Origin of the sequence: Bacillus chungangensis, from assembly GCF_030812995.1 — a bacterium.
Classification (GTDB): Bacteria; Bacillota; Bacilli; order Bacillales; family Bacillaceae_C; genus Bacillus_CF; species Bacillus_CF chungangensis.
The window spans coordinates 1-16,768 of sequence record NZ_JAUSTT010000036.1; the positions used below are offsets into that span (position 1 = coordinate 1).

16 protein-coding genes, 1 rRNA gene and 1 pseudogene are annotated in these 16,768 nt (G+C 37.6%); 12 read left to right on the forward strand and 6 right to left on the reverse strand.

Annotated features, from left to right (window positions below; translation table 11 throughout):
- The 7 genes and pseudogenes from rrf to J2S08_RS22680 form a co-directional block, all read left to right on the forward strand.
- A 5S ribosomal RNA gene (gene rrf / locus J2S08_RS20285) occupies positions 1 to 91 on the forward strand; the annotation flags it as partial.
- Positions 92 to 115: 24 nt separating this feature from the next.
- Entirely contained in the window at positions 116 to 331 is a 216-nt protein-coding gene (locus tag J2S08_RS20290) for a hypothetical protein (protein ID WP_307232813.1), read from the forward strand.
- Positions 332 to 733: 402 nt separating this feature from the next.
- Positions 734 to 1,186, forward strand: a complete 453-nt coding sequence (gene tsaE, locus J2S08_RS20295; RefSeq protein ID WP_307232815.1) for a tRNA (adenosine(37)-N6)-threonylcarbamoyltransferase complex ATPase subunit type 1 TsaE — start codon at positions 734 to 736, stop codon at positions 1,184 to 1,186.
- Complete coding sequence (gene tsaB / locus J2S08_RS20300; protein WP_307232817.1) at positions 1,183 to 1,890, forward strand: tRNA (adenosine(37)-N6)-threonylcarbamoyltransferase complex dimerization subunit type 1 TsaB; 708 nt, start codon at positions 1,183 to 1,185, stop codon at positions 1,888 to 1,890. Before tsaE ends, tsaB begins: the two co-directional genes overlap by 4 nt.
- Positions 1,887 to 2,345, forward strand: coding sequence for a ribosomal protein S18-alanine N-acetyltransferase (rimI, locus tag J2S08_RS20305; protein ID WP_307232819.1), 459 nt, complete (start codon positions 1,887 to 1,889; stop codon positions 2,343 to 2,345). The genes tsaB and rimI overlap by 4 nt, the downstream gene beginning before the upstream one ends.
- Positions 2,342 to 3,364: a tRNA (adenosine(37)-N6)-threonylcarbamoyltransferase complex transferase subunit TsaD gene (gene tsaD, locus J2S08_RS20310; protein ID WP_307232821.1), complete on the forward strand. Its 1,023-nt coding sequence runs from the start codon at positions 2,342 to 2,344 to the stop codon at positions 3,362 to 3,364. Before rimI ends, tsaD begins: the two co-directional genes overlap by 4 nt.
- A gap of 589 nt (positions 3,365 to 3,953) precedes the next feature.
- Positions 3,954 to 4,040 (forward strand): annotated as a pseudogene (locus J2S08_RS22680) (transposase); the annotation flags it as partial.
- 142 nt (positions 4,041 to 4,182) lie between these two features.
- Here J2S08_RS22680 and J2S08_RS20315 read toward each other — a convergent pair.
- The gene (locus J2S08_RS20315; protein WP_307232823.1) at positions 4,183 to 6,099 is read right to left on the reverse strand and encodes an ABC-F family ATP-binding cassette domain-containing protein; all 1,917 of its coding nucleotides are present in this window, start codon (positions 6,097 to 6,099) and stop codon (positions 4,183 to 4,185) included.
- Between the two features lie 312 nt (positions 6,100 to 6,411).
- On the opposite strand from J2S08_RS20315, the gene moaC reads away from it, so the two are divergent.
- The 5 genes from moaC (at position 6,412) to J2S08_RS20340 (ending at position 11,354) form a co-directional block, all read left to right on the forward strand.
- Complete coding sequence (gene moaC, locus J2S08_RS20320; protein WP_307232870.1) at positions 6,412 to 6,918, forward strand: cyclic pyranopterin monophosphate synthase MoaC; 507 nt, start codon at positions 6,412 to 6,414, stop codon at positions 6,916 to 6,918.
- A gap of 124 nt (positions 6,919 to 7,042) precedes the next feature.
- Positions 7,043 to 7,720 carry a redox-sensing transcriptional repressor Rex gene (locus J2S08_RS20325; protein ID WP_307232825.1) on the forward strand — a complete coding sequence of 226 codons (678 nt, stop codon included), beginning with the start codon at positions 7,043 to 7,045 and terminating at the stop codon, positions 7,718 to 7,720.
- Positions 7,721 to 7,771: 51 nt separating this feature from the next.
- Positions 7,772 to 7,942: a twin-arginine translocase TatA/TatE family subunit gene (tatA, locus tag J2S08_RS20330; protein ID WP_307232827.1), complete on the forward strand. Its 171-nt coding sequence runs from the start codon at positions 7,772 to 7,774 to the stop codon at positions 7,940 to 7,942.
- Positions 7,943 to 7,959: 17 nt separating this feature from the next.
- Positions 7,960 to 8,712, forward strand: coding sequence for a twin-arginine translocase subunit TatC (tatC, locus tag J2S08_RS20335; protein ID WP_307232829.1), 753 nt, complete (start codon positions 7,960 to 7,962; stop codon positions 8,710 to 8,712).
- Between the two features lie 542 nt (positions 8,713 to 9,254).
- The gene (locus tag J2S08_RS20340; RefSeq protein ID WP_307232831.1) at positions 9,255 to 11,354 is read left to right on the forward strand and encodes a CocE/NonD family hydrolase; all 2,100 of its coding nucleotides are present in this window, start codon (positions 9,255 to 9,257) and stop codon (positions 11,352 to 11,354) included.
- A gap of 473 nt (positions 11,355 to 11,827) precedes the next feature.
- On the opposite strand, the gene J2S08_RS20345 is transcribed toward J2S08_RS20340, so the two are convergent.
- The 5 genes from J2S08_RS20345 to J2S08_RS20365 all read right to left on the reverse strand — a co-directional run bounded on the left by J2S08_RS20345 (position 11,828) and on the right by J2S08_RS20365 (position 16,651).
- Positions 11,828 to 12,832 carry an LCP family protein gene (locus J2S08_RS20345; protein ID WP_307232832.1) on the reverse strand — a complete coding sequence of 335 codons (1,005 nt, stop codon included), beginning with the start codon at positions 12,830 to 12,832 and terminating at the stop codon, positions 11,828 to 11,830.
- Positions 12,822 to 13,349, reverse strand: a complete 528-nt coding sequence (locus J2S08_RS20350) for a sigma-70 family RNA polymerase sigma factor (protein WP_307232834.1) — start codon at positions 13,347 to 13,349, stop codon at positions 12,822 to 12,824. The genes J2S08_RS20345 and J2S08_RS20350 overlap by 11 nt, the downstream gene beginning before the upstream one ends.
- 555 nt (positions 13,350 to 13,904) lie before the next feature.
- Positions 13,905 to 14,435 carry a chromate transporter gene (locus tag J2S08_RS20355; RefSeq protein WP_307232836.1) on the reverse strand — a complete coding sequence of 177 codons (531 nt, stop codon included), beginning with the start codon at positions 14,433 to 14,435 and terminating at the stop codon, positions 13,905 to 13,907.
- Positions 14,432 to 14,995, reverse strand: a complete 564-nt coding sequence (locus J2S08_RS20360; RefSeq protein WP_307232838.1) for a chromate transporter — start codon at positions 14,993 to 14,995, stop codon at positions 14,432 to 14,434. The genes J2S08_RS20355 and J2S08_RS20360 overlap by 4 nt, the downstream gene beginning before the upstream one ends.
- Before the next feature lie 45 nt (positions 14,996 to 15,040).
- Positions 15,041 to 16,651 carry a gamma-glutamyltransferase family protein gene (locus tag J2S08_RS20365; protein ID WP_307232840.1) on the reverse strand — a complete coding sequence of 537 codons (1,611 nt, stop codon included), beginning with the start codon at positions 16,649 to 16,651 and terminating at the stop codon, positions 15,041 to 15,043.
- Positions 16,652 to 16,768: the final 117 nt, after the last annotated feature.

The window sequence follows — 16,768 nt, forward strand, 5'->3', positions numbered from 1 at the left end:
CACCCGTTCCCATCCCGAACACGGCAGTTAAGCTTCTCTGCGCCGATGGTAGTGGAGGATTTCCCTCCGCAAGAGTAGGACATTGCCAGGCAACCTAAAGAGGATGATTCATTTTTTGATCATCCTTTTTTCTATTCCTCTTAGTAAAGAAAGAATCACTCAATGGATGTATGCTAAGAAGTATGATGGTACTGAAATTCCTGATGATAGTTATGAAATGAGAGCAATGGTTGCATATTTAACTTATATTTCGGAAGGTATTCCAATAGGGGAGAATGCTCCATGGTTTGGATTAAATAACATGGAAAACTCCAACTCCTCATATCGATAATGGGGAACAATTAAATGCACAATCATGTTTTGCTTGTCATGCCGCAGATGGTTTCAGGAACAGATACGAACAATGACCTGCACTGCGGGTTCATATTTTTTCTTAAAATAATATATCTGTAAATATGAAGACAGGAAAATGATTGATTGTTTGCATGGATGGAAGTTCCTCTTTGTGATGTGTTAAGATGATACAAGAACTAAAAAGCTTGTTTTAAAAGACATTGATTATTTATGTTGCATTGATTCAGGCAGAAAGAATGATAGTCAGTCTCCAAAATACATTTCAACGACTTTCATAAATGTACGAGAGATCTTCTGTACGGGTGAATAACTTTTTCAATAAGCCCTTATAGGGTAAAATAGCTAATAGTAAGATAAAAAGAATATTAGGTGAACGGATATGACATATTGTATAGCAACAAATGATGAACAGGAAACAAGGATGTTTGCAGAAAAAATGGCAAAGCATTTACAAAGCAATGATGTGCTGCTTCTGGAAGGTGATTTAGGAGCTGGGAAAACCACTTTTACAAAAGGAATAGCGGCAGGACTAGGGGTGAAAAGAACGGTAAATAGCCCGACGTTCACTATTATAAAAGAATATCAAGGAAGGCTTCCTCTTTACCATATGGATGTCTATCGCATCCAAGATGCTTTTGAAGATTTAGGATTTGATGAGTACTTTACAGGCGGCGGGATCGTCGTGATTGAATGGGCACATCTTATTAGAGAACAGCTGCCTGAAGAACATTTGCTTATTAACATAGCTCGGGATGACCATGAGAAAAGAAGCATTACGCTTCATCCTGTTGGCCATAGGTATACAGCCTTATGTGAGGAGATATTTGCATGAAAGTATTAGCAATTGATACATCCAATGATGTTTTAGGGATAGCTTTAGTTAACAATACCAAAGTGATTGGAGAATATATTACAAATCTAAAAAAAAACCATAGCATAAGAGTGATGCCGGCAATTGAGCGTTTACTGCATGATTGTGAATGGAATCCGTCGAACCTGGAGAAAATTGTTGTAGCGAAGGGACCTGGTTCCTATACAGGTGTACGCATTGGAGTAACAATTGCGAAAACACTTGCGTGGAGTTTAAACATTCCGATTGTCGGTGTTTCTAGTCTTGCTGTAATGGCTAGTTCTGCTCATTTTTTCAACGGATTTATTAGTCCATTCATTGATGCACGAAGAGGAAAAATATATACGGGACTATATCATTATAAAGAGGGTCAATTACAGGTTGTAGTTGAAGATGTAAATATTCTGGCAAAAGATTGGCTGGAAAAGCTAAAACAAAAAGATGAAAAAATTCTCTTTATTGGCAATGACACTCGTTTACATGAAGAAACAATCCATACTATTATGGGTGATCAAGCATTTATTGCTCCAGTTTCTCTGTACAACCCGCGTCCAAGTGAATTAGGATTGCTTGGTCTTCCACTTTTAGGCGAGGACGTACATACATTTGTTCCAAATTATATTCGTCTAGTGGAAGCTGAAGCAAAATGGCTGGAAAAACAAAACGAAGGAAATCATCAATCATGAAAAATATCATAAATGAAATATTGTTGCGAGATGCAGTATTAGATGATATTGAAGGATTGCTAAACGTAGAGAAACAGGCATTTACTTTGCCTTGGACTCGTGAAGCTTTTTTCCATGAATTAACGAATAATCAATATGCTGTTTATACAGTGTTGGAGTATCAGCAGCAAATTATCGGCTATTGTGGAGCATGGATTATTATAGATGAGGCTCATATAACAAATATCGCAGTACTGCCAGCATATCAAGGAAAAAAATTAGGCGAGGCATTACTGACAAAAATGATGCAAACTGCTAAAGAGATGGGGGCTTTTATCATGAGTCTGGAAGTGAGGGTAAGCAACCAAGTTGCACAATCGTTGTATCAAAAACTAGGCTTTCAAAAAGGGGGGATTCGGAAGCATTATTATTCCGATAACCATGAGGATGCCCAAGTGATGTGGGTGACATTATGAGTAACAAGGATTTACTAATATTAGGTTTAGAGACGAGCTGTGACGAAACAGCAGCTGCTGTTGTGAAAAATGGTACAGAGATTCTTTCAAATGTTGTCGCTTCCCAAATTGAAAGTCATAAGCGCTTCGGTGGTGTTGTTCCCGAAATTGCATCAAGACATCATGTTGAAGAAATTACAATTGTTTTAGAAGAAGCAATCGAACAAAGCGGAGTGTGTGTTCAGGACATTGATGCAATTGCTGTTACCCATGGACCTGGATTAGTGGGGGCGCTTTTAGTTGGCGTAAATGCTGCTAAGGCTTTTGCTTTTGCCCGTCAAATACCTCTTGTAGGTGTTCATCATATTGCTGGACACATTTATGCGAATCGCTTAGTAAGTGAGATGGTATTTCCTTCCCTTTCTCTAGTTGTTTCTGGAGGACATACGGAATTAGTCTTCATGCGGGAGCATGGAAAGTTTGAAGTGATAGGAGAAACACGAGATGATGCTGCTGGTGAAGCATACGATAAAGTGGCAAGAACGCTAGGGCTTCCTTATCCAGGGGGGCCTCATATCGATCGGCTTGCACATGAGGGAAAGCCAGTAATTGATCTTCCTCGTGCATGGTTAGAGGACGACTCTTATGATTTTAGCTTTAGTGGCTTGAAATCTGCAGTGATCAATACTTTGCATAACGCAAAGCAAAAAGGAATTTCATTAAATGTGAATGACATAGCAGCAAGCTTTCAAGCAAGTGTGATTGATGTACTCACGGCTAAAACGCTGCGAGCTGCTCAAGATTTCAAAGTAAAACAAGTTTTGCTTGCTGGCGGTGTTGCTGCAAATCGTGGATTACGAAATAAGTTGGCAGCAGTATTTCAGGATTTTCCTGAAATCGAGGTGAAAATTCCACCTCTAACTCTTTGTACAGATAATGCTGCAATGATAGCAGCAGCAGGAACTGTGTTCTTTCAAAAAGGAAAAAGAAATGAATTAGATTTAAATGCGTTTCCAGGGCTGGAAATGGCAAGTGTCTAGCAGACAGCGATCGTTTTCGTTTAGTCCCTTATACGATTAAAGAATAGGAAAAAGATTGCCTAAATATAGAAACGTCTCATTCTCGATAAAAAAGAGCATGATGGCGTTTCTTTTATCTTTTACATCTACCTGGTATGTCCAGGTAAACCCAACTATCTGTGTGTATTGTTAGTAAATCTGTGGATAATTTGTGAGCAACAACTTTCTATTTGTGGTTAAATAGTGGATAAAAAAAAGAAAATAGCATCATTTATGTGGATAAATAGGATTTTTTATGTGGATAAAGTGGATAACTATAAAGATAGCATGAAAATTTAATAAAACTATTGTGTAGAAATCTGTGGATATTTCCAAGGGGAAAATGTTGATCTGTGGATTGATTAACTTGTAGTGTGGATAACATACAACCTTACTAGAAGCTGCGAAAGATTCGTACCCAGCGATTTCCCAAAGAGAATGTATGTTGTGAACAGGTACGTGATTACGCCAAACGAATTGGGGACTTAAAGGAGAAAAAAGAACAAATTGTAAAACAAATGGAAGAGCTATCGAAAGAGCGAATCGAATATCAAGTGTTGATTTCTTCCCCCCTGGTATCGGTAAAGCAACAGCAGTTCTTCTCATTGGCGAAATAGGTGATATTCGACGTTTCAAGAATCATAAACAATTAAATGCGTAGGTAAGAAGAAGGGTTGTCCACAAAAGCGGAAAACCCTTCTTTCATTTATCCCACATCTACCTGGCAAGTCAAGACTCAGGAGGAATCAAAAGCGCTAGGTAGGGGGATGGAGAAAACCCTCACTCATTGGAAGTTTTACTTATTCTTCGAGCTCAGCCCATTCCTCCATCAATTGCTCCAATTGAGATTTCATGTCTTCTATTTCTTCACTTACTTTTTGAAATATTTCATGCTGTTGATAAACTTCTGGATCAGCAAGTGACATTTCTTTCTCCTGCAGTTCTTGTTCTAAAGCTTCTATTGTTGTTTCAATTTCTTGCAAACGCCGTTTACGCTGGCGCTCAAGCTTTTGCGCTTCTTTGTTTAGATGATAGGATTGTTTGTTCGTCTGTTCTTTAGCCTTTTGCACATCTTGCTGTTCAAACGCAGCCAATTCTATCGCTTCTTGTTTTTTTTCAATGTAATAATCGTAATCGCCTAGATAGACATTTGCACCATTACTTGTTAGTTCAATGACTTTTGTTGCTACGTTATTAATAAAATAGCGATCATGGGAAACAAAAAGGATTGTCCCTGGGTAATTAATTAACGCATGTTCTAATATTTCTTTACTGTCTAAATCTAAATGATTGGTAGGCTCATCAAGGATAAGAAAATTTGCGTCTTGCATAGCCAGTTTTGCAAGCGATAATCGTGCTTTTTCGCCGCCGCTAAGCGTAGACACATGTTTATCTACATCGTCTTGGGAAAACAGAAAATGACCGAGCATGGTACGAATTTCTCGTTCACTTTTTGTAGGATATTCATCCCATAGTTCGGCTAGCACTGTTTTGTTAGAAGTAAGTGTTGCCTGCTCTTGATCATAGTAGCCAATGAGAAGATTAGCTCCATACCTCAAGTCGCCTTCTAAGAGAGGAAGTTTCTTTATGACTGTTTTTAAAAGTGTTGTTTTTCCAATTCCATTTGGACCAACAAGAGCAATGCTTTCCCTCTTTTGAATTGATAAGTTTAAATTTTTGACTAGAGCTGTGTCATGATAGCCAATAACACCATCATTTATATGCAAGACATCATTGCCGGTTTCACGTTTTATTCCAAACATCATGGACGCAGTATGTTCTTCCCCATTTGGTCTTTCTAATATTTCCATTCGTGCTAATTGTTTGCGGCGGCTTTGTGCTCGTTTCGTAGTGGAGGCTCTAGCAATGTTTTTTTGCACAAAGTCTTGAAGCTTGGCGATTTCATCCTGTTGTTTTTCATATTTTTTTAGTTCTTGTTCCTGTCTTTCTGCTTTTTGAACTAAATATTTACTATAATTTCCTTTGTATTTTGTCATGCTTTGTCTCGATAACTCATATACTTGATTTACTATTTTATCAAGAAAATATCGGTCATGAGAAACAACGAGAATGGCACAGTCATTATTTTGCAAGTATTGTTCCAGCCATGATAATGTTTCGATATCTAGATGGTTTGTAGGTTCATCTAATATTAATACATCCGGCTTTGTTAATAACAGTTTTGCCAATGCAAGGCGTGTTTTTTGCCCTCCGCTTAAGTGGGTAATCACTTTATCATAATCTTGTTCATAAAAACGCATGCCATGCAGCACAGAACGTGTATCTGCTTCATATTGATAGCCGCCTATCTCTTTAAACTTAGTCTGCAAGAAGTCATATTCTTTCATTAACTTTTCATATTGATCCTGTTTTTCATAGATGGATGGATCAGCCATTCGTTTTTCTAAGCTTCTCACGTTTTTTTCCATCTCTCTTATATTGTCAAAGACAGTCATCATTTCTTCCCAAATCGTTAATTCCGATTCAAGTCCAGTATTTTGGGGCAAATACCCGATGGATACATCTTTAGGTTTAATAATATCCCCACTATCAGTAGCCAGTTCACCAGCAATTATTTTTAATAGTGTAGATTTGCCAGCGCCATTTCGACCTACAAGTGCAATCCGATCTCGTGTTTGCATTTCTAATTTGATATTGGATAAAATAAGTTCAGCTCCGAAATATTTTGTCAGCTGTTGAACTTGTAAAAGCATCATTGACATTCACCTCATACTATCATAGCTACAGTGTAACGTATAACCACAGATATCGGCAATCATATCAAATGTTAGTATGAAAGGGCACGTTTATAAAGCCTTAAATTCACAGTACATTTTTTCTCTTATGGTGAAAAATGGAGGTTCATGTAGATTACTTTTCTAATCTTTTTCACCTCGTATCATTTGTACATCGTTATAACCGATGAAATGTCCCTTTTCAATAAAGATTCGATTCATCGTTGTTTTAACAAATAGTTCAAAAGACATTCGCATAAAAATAGTGTATGATGAACGAAGAGGTGTATGTGAATAATGAAACTTACTCATTTTAATGAACAAGGCAGAGCAAAAATGGTAGATGTAAGCGATAAACCAACGACTATACGAACTGCAATCTCTCGTTCCAGTATTGAAGTGAAAAAAGAGATTTATGACCACATCATGAATAACAAAATAAAAAAAGGCGATGTACTAGCTGTAGCCCAAATCGCGGGAATCATGGCAGCTAAAAAAACATCGGATATAATCCCCATGTGCCACCCAATCCCATTAAACGGCATCGATATTCAGTTTACTTGGCATCAAATTTCTGCTGATCGCTATCAATTAGAAATAGAGGTGGAAGTGAAGACGAAAGGGAGTACGGGAGTAGAAATGGAGGCTTTGACTGCTGCTTCTGTTGCTGCTTTAACCGTTTATGATATGTGCAAAGCAATAGATAAAGGGATGGTCATTGGCCATACTTACTTATTAGAAAAAACGGGCGGTGTATCTAGTCCTGATTATAAAAGGCAAGTAACAGAACGAGAGAACTGATTGATCCCAAATAAGCACAAAGAAAAGAGCAGCTTTGTGCTCGAAAAAGCCTGACAAAGTTAAAAATGTGTTTCATGCAAAAAAAGAGAAGCATGATAACACGATCTATGGAGGGGGGATAAATATGAGAGAAGAGACAACAAAAATACCTCAAGCAACAGCAAAAAGACTGCCATTATACTATCGCTTTATTAAAAATTTACATGCATCCGGAAAGCAACGTGTTTCTTCAGCGGAGTTGAGTGAAGCAGTGAAAGTAGATTCCGCAACCATTCGCCGCGATTTTTCTTATTTTGGAGCTCTGGGAAAAAAGGGATATGGTTATAATGTGAACTATTTATTATCTTTTTTTCGCAAAACATTAGACCAAGATGAATTGATTAATGTTGCCCTAATTGGTGTAGGGAATCTTGGAACAGCATTTTTAAAATATAATTTTTTGAAAAATAATAATACGAAAATACAACTAGCTTTTGATAATGATCCTGAAAAAGTAGGCCGTAAAATTGGCGATGTCCCTGTTTATAGTCTAGATGATCTAGAAGAACAATTAACTGCTTTTCAAGTCTCAGTAGTGATTTTAACTGTGCCGGTGGGGGCTGCACAACCAATTACAGATAGGCTTGTTCGTTATAATGTAAAAGGAATTTTAAATTTTACGCCTGCGCGCTTAAGTATACCACCAGATGTGCGTGTTCATCATATTGATTTGGCTGTTGAATTACAGTCATTGATTTACTTTTTAAAGCATTATCCAAATACAGATGCCGATAGTTCACAGGATGAGAATAATTTGTCATAGCCAAAGCACGGATTATAAGTTATGATTAGTAGAAAAGGAGGTGGCCATCAGATGCCGGGTCCAGGAAGTTTAGTATTAATTATCGTAATCGCTTTAATTATCTTTGGTCCAAAAAAATTGCCTGAGTTAGGAAGAGCTGCTGGCAACACGTTACGTGAGTTTAAAAATGCCACCAAAGGCTTAACAGATGATGAGGAAGCACCAAAAAAAGATTCTAAGTAAATGATGGGATGAAGTTTATGAGTCAGAACGATATGACAGTTGTAGAACATATAGAGGAATTGAGAAAACGGATCATCTTCGTTGCCATTATTTTCTTGATCGCAGTCATAGTAAGCTTCTTTCTTTCCCAACCGATAATAAAGTATTTGCAGCATTCCGAATATGTCAAGGAATTGACAATGAATGCTTTTAAAATTACCGATCCATTTAAAGTATATATGCAAATGACATTCGTTTTGGCAATTGTCATCATTTCCCCTTTTGTGTTATATCAAATATGGGCTTTTGTTAGTCCAGGCCTTTATGAGAAGGAACAGAAAATTACGCTTAGCTATATTCCAGTTTCAGTGCTTTTGTTTTTAGGGGGAATTGCCTTTTCATACTTAATTCTTTTTCCATTTGTGATCGATTTCATGTTTCGCCTTTCAGGGAATATGAATATTAATGCCGTGATTGGAATTAATGAATATTTTCAGTTTCTCTTTCAAATTACCATTCCGTTTGGGTTTTTATTCCAGTTGCCGGTTGTTATTTTATTTTTAACGAGACTTGGAATTGTTACTCCAATGTTTCTAGGAAAGGTTCGGAAATATGCTTACTTTCTTTTAGTTGTGATCGGAGCATTTATTACACCTCCAGATATCATCTCGCATCTAATGGTCACATTTCCACTGTTGCTTTTATATGAAATAAGCATTATTATTTCAAAGATCGGTTATCGAAAAGCACAGAGGATGCAGCAGGAGCTTGAAAGCCAAGAGCAAGTATGAAACTTGAGTGATCGTTTGTTGCTATACTAATAGAATATGCTATATTCACTTTTTTGACAGAACGGGAAGTTATCGCTACTTAACAGCTGAAAGGGCGATAACTTCTCGATGTTTTATTCCACTGTAGCTGTATGATTATAACAATCGAGTTAGGCCTAGCGTTTGCTGGCCATTTCCACTATTTTTTCGTAAGATAATACATCCTCCGTTATTTGATTGAACGTATGATGGTTTATGATTTCTTCACTAATTTTCTTCAAAAACGTGACAGTCGCTCTAAAAGGGGCTGATCCGCAACTTAATCTTTCAATGCCGATTGTAGAAAGCGTTTCAACATTAGGTGTGGTTCTATTTTTTATGAGTAGGGGATGAGAGAAAACCCCCACTCATGGAAGTTTCACTTTATTTGTTAATTTTTCGGAATACTTAAACTATTTATACAATGGATGCAACACAATGCTTAATGGAATATTCATCTTTTACAGGGACTTTTTGAACAAACTCTTTCATAATATGAAAAATAGAAGAGGAGATGAGGAACTATGGAGAAATTTCTACTTTATCGTTCAGGGATTCATGATGCTACTTTTATATTTGGTAAAGATAGCATTCAACACCAAAAACGAGATATTAGTAAACTTCAATGGGAGGATATCGACACTTTAACTGTCCAAACAGCGAAAGCATATGAAGATGTTTATCTAATAAATCCTCGCATCATTTGGGAGCGCTTTAAAGAATATGAAAACATGTTGAAAATGAAGACAGGAGAATATATTACTTTGTGGGGAGGGCTATACGAAAAACACGAAGATGATGAACATCTTTGGGTAGAAAGAAATAAAAAATATCCACTCGATGTCCTTGGAATAGATGGCCAGCCTACTGCATTTATTACGGTGACAAGAGAAAATTGTATCGTGCTTGTAAGAGAAGGGTATGAGTATCTTACACCTGTTCAACAGTGGAAGGAGAAAAAGATTTCTCAAGCTATCAATGGGGTTAGCCACATAGGAACGCATATGGTAGAAATGCGTGATCATGTGAAGCTGGCAACAGAAGTTTGGCTGCCTAGCGAGTTGAAAGAAAAAGTGCCGGCGATTTTAATTCGCACTCCTTACGGCAGAATGGCATATGGCCACTTGTATGATCATTTTATCCAGCGGGGCTATGCAGTTGTCATCCAAGATACGAGAGGCAGGCAAGATTCAGAAGGAGAATGGATTCCAATGTATTCGGAAATGGAAGACGGAGATGATACGCTTCATTGGATCGCAAAGCAGCCTTGGTGTAATGGCAGTATTGGGATGACTGGAGCATCATACGGTGGTTTTGTTCAGTGGGCGGCAGCCGCAAGCGGCAATCCTCATTTAAAGGCAATGATTAGCATCGTAACAGCTGGTACGCCGTTTGTTGATATGCCAAGAAGAGGAGGTCCACTATCATCAGGGATGCTTGCTTGGGCGTTTGCCATGGTAGATAAAATGTTTCGGCCCGAAAACATGTTAAGGTCGGATTGGGAAGAAGTGTTAAAAATTAGACCACTGCGGGAAATTCCTACAATCGCTTTGGGAAAAGAAGTCGCTTTTTGGCATAAGTGGATGGATCATCCCGTTTACGATTCATTCTGGAGTAAATCCAACTGGTATCAACATAAAGATAAAATGAAAGCACCGGCTCTAATCGTATCAGGCTGGTATGATGATAATGGGATGGGAACGACTGAAGCTTGTGAAGTGGTAGCGGACTATCCTTATGAACATAAAAAAATCATTCTTGGACCATGGATGCACAGTGCTAACACGACTCGCGATATTCATGGAGTGCCATTCGGCAATAATGCCTTACGTTATGATCTAGATTATTATTACCAAGCTTGGTTTGATCATCATTTAAAGCAAATGGATAATGGTATTGAGCAAACACCAGTTGTGGAGTATTATGTCGTTGGAGATCATGAATGGAAAACAGCTAATCAATGGCCGCCAGAACAAATTCAATGGACGAACATGTACCTTAGCAGCAGCGGAAGCGCCAATACGTCGCAAGGAGACGGCGAACTGCTGTTTGATGATGATGTACAGCAAGGAGTAGATTGTTTCATCTATGATCCTCTTCATCCGGCTCCACACTTAATTGATATGTCAGAAAACGAAGTGGCTGTACCAGAAAATTACAAAGAAGTGGAAATGAGAGAAGATGTATTAGTATATACGTCAGCGCCGCTTACTGAACCGCTGACGATTGTTGGAGATGTAAATGTAACAATATATGCTGCCAGCTCAGCAAAGGATACTGACTGGATAGTCCGACTTACAGATGTAGATGAGAAAGGAAATTCGATTAAATTGGCTGATGGTGTTTTCCGTGCGCGATATCGGAAGGGTTTCCATCAAGAGGTACTTTTAACGCCAAATGAAGTAGAAAAATATGAGATACTCACTTCTAAAATCGCCAATACGTTTCGGAAAGGGCATCGCATTCGCCTATCAATCACTTCAAGTGCAGATCATCTCATTTTCCCTAACACAAATACGGGAAAGGATCCTGCGACAGATACAGAAACTGTAAAAGCTACGCAGCAAATTTTTCATGAAAAATCTAGGTTGTCATCAATGTCACTGCCAATTATTCCGAACTAATCTCGGATGATCAGAAGGAAGACGCATTTAATTGGTGGCTTGCTTCCGATCGTTATCAGTCATTATGTGTAGATTTTCTCAAAATCAAAAGACGGGATGATATGGCTTGTTGCTTGAACAATTGGGAAAAAAGGAACGCAGAGAAGTACAGAGAGGCTCTTTCCAGAGCAAGAATCGTTTCAACTACAACCTCGTTATTTATCAAGACCTGAATTTAAAAAAAGCAAAAAACATAGGCTGTTTGACATATTATACATGACTAATATGTCAAACAGCTTTTTTATATGAATACTCCTCTACAATCGCGCCCGTTACTTGAATATTCGCCAACCGAAATACAGTTATCAAGATTAGTAAAATTATTCAAAAAAGGTGCGTTAATCTACCTTTAATTAACATACCTTTATCTTATCTCAGTATAAAATCACATCCTTAAGTCATTAAAGATTTTTCCGGAAATTTTCAATCTCTATTTAGTAGTTAAATGTGGTTAACTCTTTTGAAACTGAATTTAAAAAGTCTTTCTCAAATTTAATATAGTAAGCCCCATCTATCATTTCATTTTTTATTCCATCCAATAATGATACCGATTGTAACGGGGGAAGTTCCATTTTATTCTCTAACAATTGTTCAATTGGAATATTGCCTTCTATTTTAGTAGTAAATTGTTTTAATTTTGTTTGTGGTAATACGTTTATTGTTTGATTTATAACTGCATAAATGAGGTTTAATTGGTCTTCTTCATCCAAGCTTCTTCCCACTGTAGCATCCATCATTAATGCCGCAACCTCTTCTCCATTCAAACGATTCGTCCCCTTTTTGAATTCAAATGCCACTCTAGATATAGCTCTTACTCGAATATCTTCTTGCAAGTCGTAATCTATACCATTCACTGAATCAATCATTGATGAAAGGGTTTCTAAATCCATAACAGCATAATAATCAATTGTTAAATCAAATAGCTTAGAAACTGTTGTTCTTACATTTTCAGCTCCTCCTGAACTGTAATCATAAGCAAATGTCAATTTATCATATGAAGTAGCTCCGTCAATCTTATCCAATATCGGAACATAAGTATCACGAGGGATAGATAGCACTTTCATTATCTTTTTATCTTTACTATAAGTAAGTAAAAGGTTAATAGGTATTCTATTATTATCGTCTTTCACCGTTAATAGAGTGGTTAAAAACTCGTCTTCTTTAAATACTGATTCACTTGCATTACTTTCCTTATTTTCATTATTAAAGTTTCCAGGTAGAATCGATGGAATAAACAAAAATATACACAAGCCTACCACTAATAAAGAAGCTGTAAGTGGAGCAAATTTTTTTAAAGAAGAAACAAGTGATTTCTTTTTTGTATTATTCTTCTCCAATTTATGAATTTGTTCAAACACTTCATTACGGTCTTCTTTCGTAAATCTTAGTTCTTGATCAGACGTATTATAAAACTTATCTCTTAATCGTTTATCTTTCATTAAGTTTTGCCTCCTTTATCATCGGCTCTAATCTTTGTTTTGCTCTTCTTAATCGAGTTTTCACTGTATTAACTGAAATATCCAAAACTTCGGCAATTTCCTCTGTCTTTAATGACTCATAGTAGTATAGATAAACCACTTCTCGATACACTTTTGGAAGAGAAAAGATAGTATCTTTTATTTTTTCATTATTGTATTTATCGATAACTGTTCTTTCTGTTGATGGTAATATTGACTTTGCTGTTTCATTTATAAAACTTTTTACCTGTACCATTTTGTAATTCCAACTTTTTAAATAATCTTTACATTCGTTAATTGTTATACGATAGAGCCATGTTTTTATTTGTGCGTCAAATCGAAACGAATCAAGGTTTTTGTAGCATTTGATAAACGTATTTTGAACCATGTCCTTAGCACTCTCTGTATCTTTCACATAAGAAAATGCCAATCGTACCAACTCATTACCATATTCAATCATCACTTTTTCTAATAGGAGATCTTTTTCTGCTTTGTCCAATCTACTATCCCCCCTTCAACCTATTTCGAATTCTGCTATTAGACGATTATCAAACCATAATAGGTTCAACTTTTTAAAAATATTTAACTATTTTGGTTTATCTTCTGGAAAAATAAGTACTCTAATATCTTTTTCAGGTGCTAAATCGAATGAACCTCTTGTAATCCCTGAAGAAATTTTTTTACTGCTGACACTGATTTTATGATATTTTGCTATGAATTTGTTACTCTTTGTTTAATCTTCACTTCCTTATTTAGTTTCTTTAGGTAATTTCTCATTCCCATCTTCATCAATATTTAGATTTACATACGACGATAGTTCATTTCTCGTATAATCGTGTATACTTTCAAAAAACATGAATCATTAGTAGACATATTTTTAAAAACCCATTCAACTATTTAATATATTAAAAAAGAGAATACATGTCCTTATAATGGACATAGTATCCTCTTAAAATATTTCTATAGTTAATCATGTAAGTGACCACAAATTAATAAAAGGCTGGAGCAGATTGTTTTTGCACCAGCCATAAACATTTCTTATTCTAAAAAAAAGCTATCCTAAGAAAAATGCTCCATATACTAAAGCACCACCGATTACATAAGCGGGATGAATGTGCCATTTTTCTAGCATGAGTAAGCTGATTGCTCCAATTGCAATTGTTTGTATGATCCCGATGCTTGTAACTGAGTTTGCGAAAAAATTTACAGTCATAATGCCGAGAAGAATGGCGATCGCTGGTCTAACAAGCTGTGTCATTTTCTTTACTTTAGGTGAATGTTTGTATTTTAATAAAATGCCTAATAGAACCAACATAAGGATTAATGAAGGTGCAACCGTAGCAAAAAGTGCGATTGCTGCACCTGGAATGCCAGCTTGTTGATAGCCGATATAGCCTGCCATTTTAGTAGCGATTGGGCCAGGCAGTGCATTGCCTAAGGCCAATACTTCACTAAATTCATGAACAGTAAGCCATCCGTAGCGCCCAACGACTTCATTTTCAATCAATGGAATAGAGGATGGCCCTCCTCCATAGCCTAATATTCCGGGAAGAAAAAACGCCCAAAAAATTTGCCAATATATCATGATATCCTTCTCCTGCCTGGTTTTTCCTTTTTTTGCTTCGTCATTAGAGCAGCTCCTAAGAGGGCACCGATGAACAATGCAGGGTGAATGCCAAGGAGCTGAAGGATCACAATACTAATCCCTAAAAGGAAAAGGGTCCATTTCCAGCCAAGTGATGCTTTAGATTTTACGATAAAGTCCCATGTTAGAACACCCATGAGAACGCCAGCAACTGGAATCACAGCCTGGGACATTCCCATTACCCAAGGTTCATCCTTATACGTATTTAATATTGTTAATAGGAGAACCATTAATACGACTGTCGGTACAATTGTCGCAAAGATAGCGTTGATCATCCCCCAAAATCCGCCGACTCTCAATCCAATATAGCCTGCCATTTTTGTATTGATTGGTCCGGGCAGCGCATTGGCAAGTGCAAGTATATCTGCAAACTCTTCATCACTCATCCACTGATAAGTTTTGACTACTTCTCTGTGAACTAATGGAATAGCTGATGGACCCCCTCCATAGCCTAAAATTCCAGACCGAAAAAAAGCAACAAAAATATCTTTTTGAATCATATTACCACTGCCTTTACGTAGCTGTTTTATGAAATAAAAGTGAAGCTACCAAGCTGCAATAGCTCCATCTGTCCGTGATTCAGTTCCGCCCATTAATACATTGGTCTGTGGGTCGCGCCATATAATCTGACCGCGGCCAAAACTTCCGGAATCAACAGCAAGCTGAATGTCATGTCCTTTCCTAGCAAGTGCTTGTGCTAGATAATTAGGAAAGTGTGGTTCGAGCATAACTTTTTTCCCTTCGACCCATTGCCATCGAGGTGCGTCTAATGCTGCCTGCGGGTTTAAATGAAAATCAATTGAATTCATGATTACTTGGAAGTGGCCTTGAGGCTGCATATATCCTCCCATTACACCAAAGGGGCCGACTGCATGTTCGCCTTGCGTTAGAAATCCAGGAATAATCGTATGATATGTTTTCTTACCAGGCTTTAGAACATTTGGATGATGCTCATCAAGGGAAAAATCATGTCCTCGGTTTTGGAGAGCTATTCCAGTTTCGGGCACGACAATTCCAGAGCCAAATCCCATATAATTGCTTTGAATAAAAGAAATCATTTGCCCTTCGCCGTCTGCTGCAGCTAAATAAACAGTTCCACCGACTGGCTGTTTATACGGCATAGGTTCCAATGCCGTTTCTCCAATTAGAGCGCGTCGTATTTCACCATAGGAATCTGACAGAAGCTCTTCTACAGAAAGATGCATTTCTGTCGGATCAGTGATAAATGCTTTGCCATCTGTAAATGCTAGTTTCATTGCTTCAATTTGCTTATGATAGGATTCTACAGAATCTTTTTCTGTAAAATCGAAACCCTTGATTATATTTAATGCCATTAATGCAACGATTCCTTGGCCATTTGGCGGTATCTCCCATACATTGTAGCCGCGGTAGGGAATAGAAATGGGCTGCACCCATTCTACTTTATAAGCTGCAAGATCCTCTAATGATAAGAAACCATCGTGCTTTTCTATGAAACTCGCGATCTTTTCTGCTAATATTCCACGATAAAAGCTTTCCGCCTTCGTATCAGCTATCGACTGTAATGTTGCTGCATGTGCAGGCGATCGCCAAATCTCTCCAATTTCAGGTGCTCTTCCCTCTGGCGCAAATGTGTCGAACCATGGAGCAAATGCTTTTGTCTGAAATATCTCTCGAAAACGATGATACGAAATTTTCCAAAACTTCCCGAGAATAGGTGTCAATGGGTATCCCTCTTCAGCATAACGAATAGCTGGCTCCATTACTACTGATAATGGCAATTTGCCAAATCTTTCTGATAAGGCGGCCCACGCTGCTGGTACGCCAGGGACAGTGATTGGCAAGACGCCATATGCAGGCATAGAATCAAAACCCCGTTTTTTTATAGCATCTACGGAGATTTTTTGCGGAGCTGGGCCGCTTGCGTTTAAGCCATGAAGCTGGCCATCACTCCAAATAAGCGCGAATGCATCGCCGCCAATTCCATTTGATGTTGGCTCTACAACCGTTAAGGCTGCAGCGGTTGCAATCGCTGCGTCTACGGCATTGCCGCCTTTTTTTAATATTTCCAATCCAGCTTGAGAAGCGAGCGGTTGTGATGTTGCTACCATTCCATTGCGAGCAAACATTGTACTGCGCTGGGAAGGATATGGTTGATATAAGTGATCTAACTTCATTTATGAATTTCCTCCTAAAACTGTAAAGGGATCTCTCGTTCTAGATGTAGATATTCATATAAGTAATGTACATGTTGATCACTTGAAATGGAGCCTTTTTCTTTTGGGGTCTAAACG

Bases quoted from the DNA above. Each gene is read 5' to 3' on its own strand.
- tsaE (WP_307232815.1), top strand. From the start codon at position 734: ATGACATATTGTATAGCAACAAATGATGAACAGGAAACAAGGATGTTT.
- tsaB (WP_307232817.1), top strand. From the start codon at position 1,183: ATGAAAGTATTAGCAATTGATACATCCAATGATGTTTTAGGGATAGCT.
- rimI (WP_307232819.1), top strand. From the start codon at position 1,887: ATGAAAAATATCATAAATGAAATATTGTTGCGAGATGCAGTATTAGAT.
- tsaD (WP_307232821.1), top strand. From the start codon at position 2,342: ATGAGTAACAAGGATTTACTAATATTAGGTTTAGAGACGAGCTGTGAC.
- J2S08_RS20315 (WP_307232823.1), bottom strand. From the start codon at position 6,099: ATGATGCTTTTACAAGTTCAACAGCTGACAAAATATTTCGGAGCTGAA.
- J2S08_RS20325 (WP_307232825.1), top strand. From the start codon at position 7,043: ATGAGAGAAGAGACAACAAAAATACCTCAAGCAACAGCAAAAAGACTG.
- tatA (WP_307232827.1), top strand. From the start codon at position 7,772: ATGCCGGGTCCAGGAAGTTTAGTATTAATTATCGTAATCGCTTTAATT.
- tatC (WP_307232829.1), top strand. From the start codon at position 7,960: ATGAGTCAGAACGATATGACAGTTGTAGAACATATAGAGGAATTGAGA.
- J2S08_RS20340 (WP_307232831.1), top strand. From the start codon at position 9,255: ATGGAGAAATTTCTACTTTATCGTTCAGGGATTCATGATGCTACTTTT.
- J2S08_RS20345 (WP_307232832.1), bottom strand. From the start codon at position 12,832: ATGAAAGATAAACGATTAAGAGATAAGTTTTATAATACGTCTGATCAA.
- J2S08_RS20355 (WP_307232836.1), bottom strand. From the start codon at position 14,435: ATGATATATTGGCAAATTTTTTGGGCGTTTTTTCTTCCCGGAATATTA.
- J2S08_RS20360 (WP_307232838.1), bottom strand. From the start codon at position 14,995: ATGATTCAAAAAGATATTTTTGTTGCTTTTTTTCGGTCTGGAATTTTA.
- J2S08_RS20365 (WP_307232840.1), bottom strand. From the start codon at position 16,651: ATGAAGTTAGATCACTTATATCAACCATATCCTTCCCAGCGCAGTACA.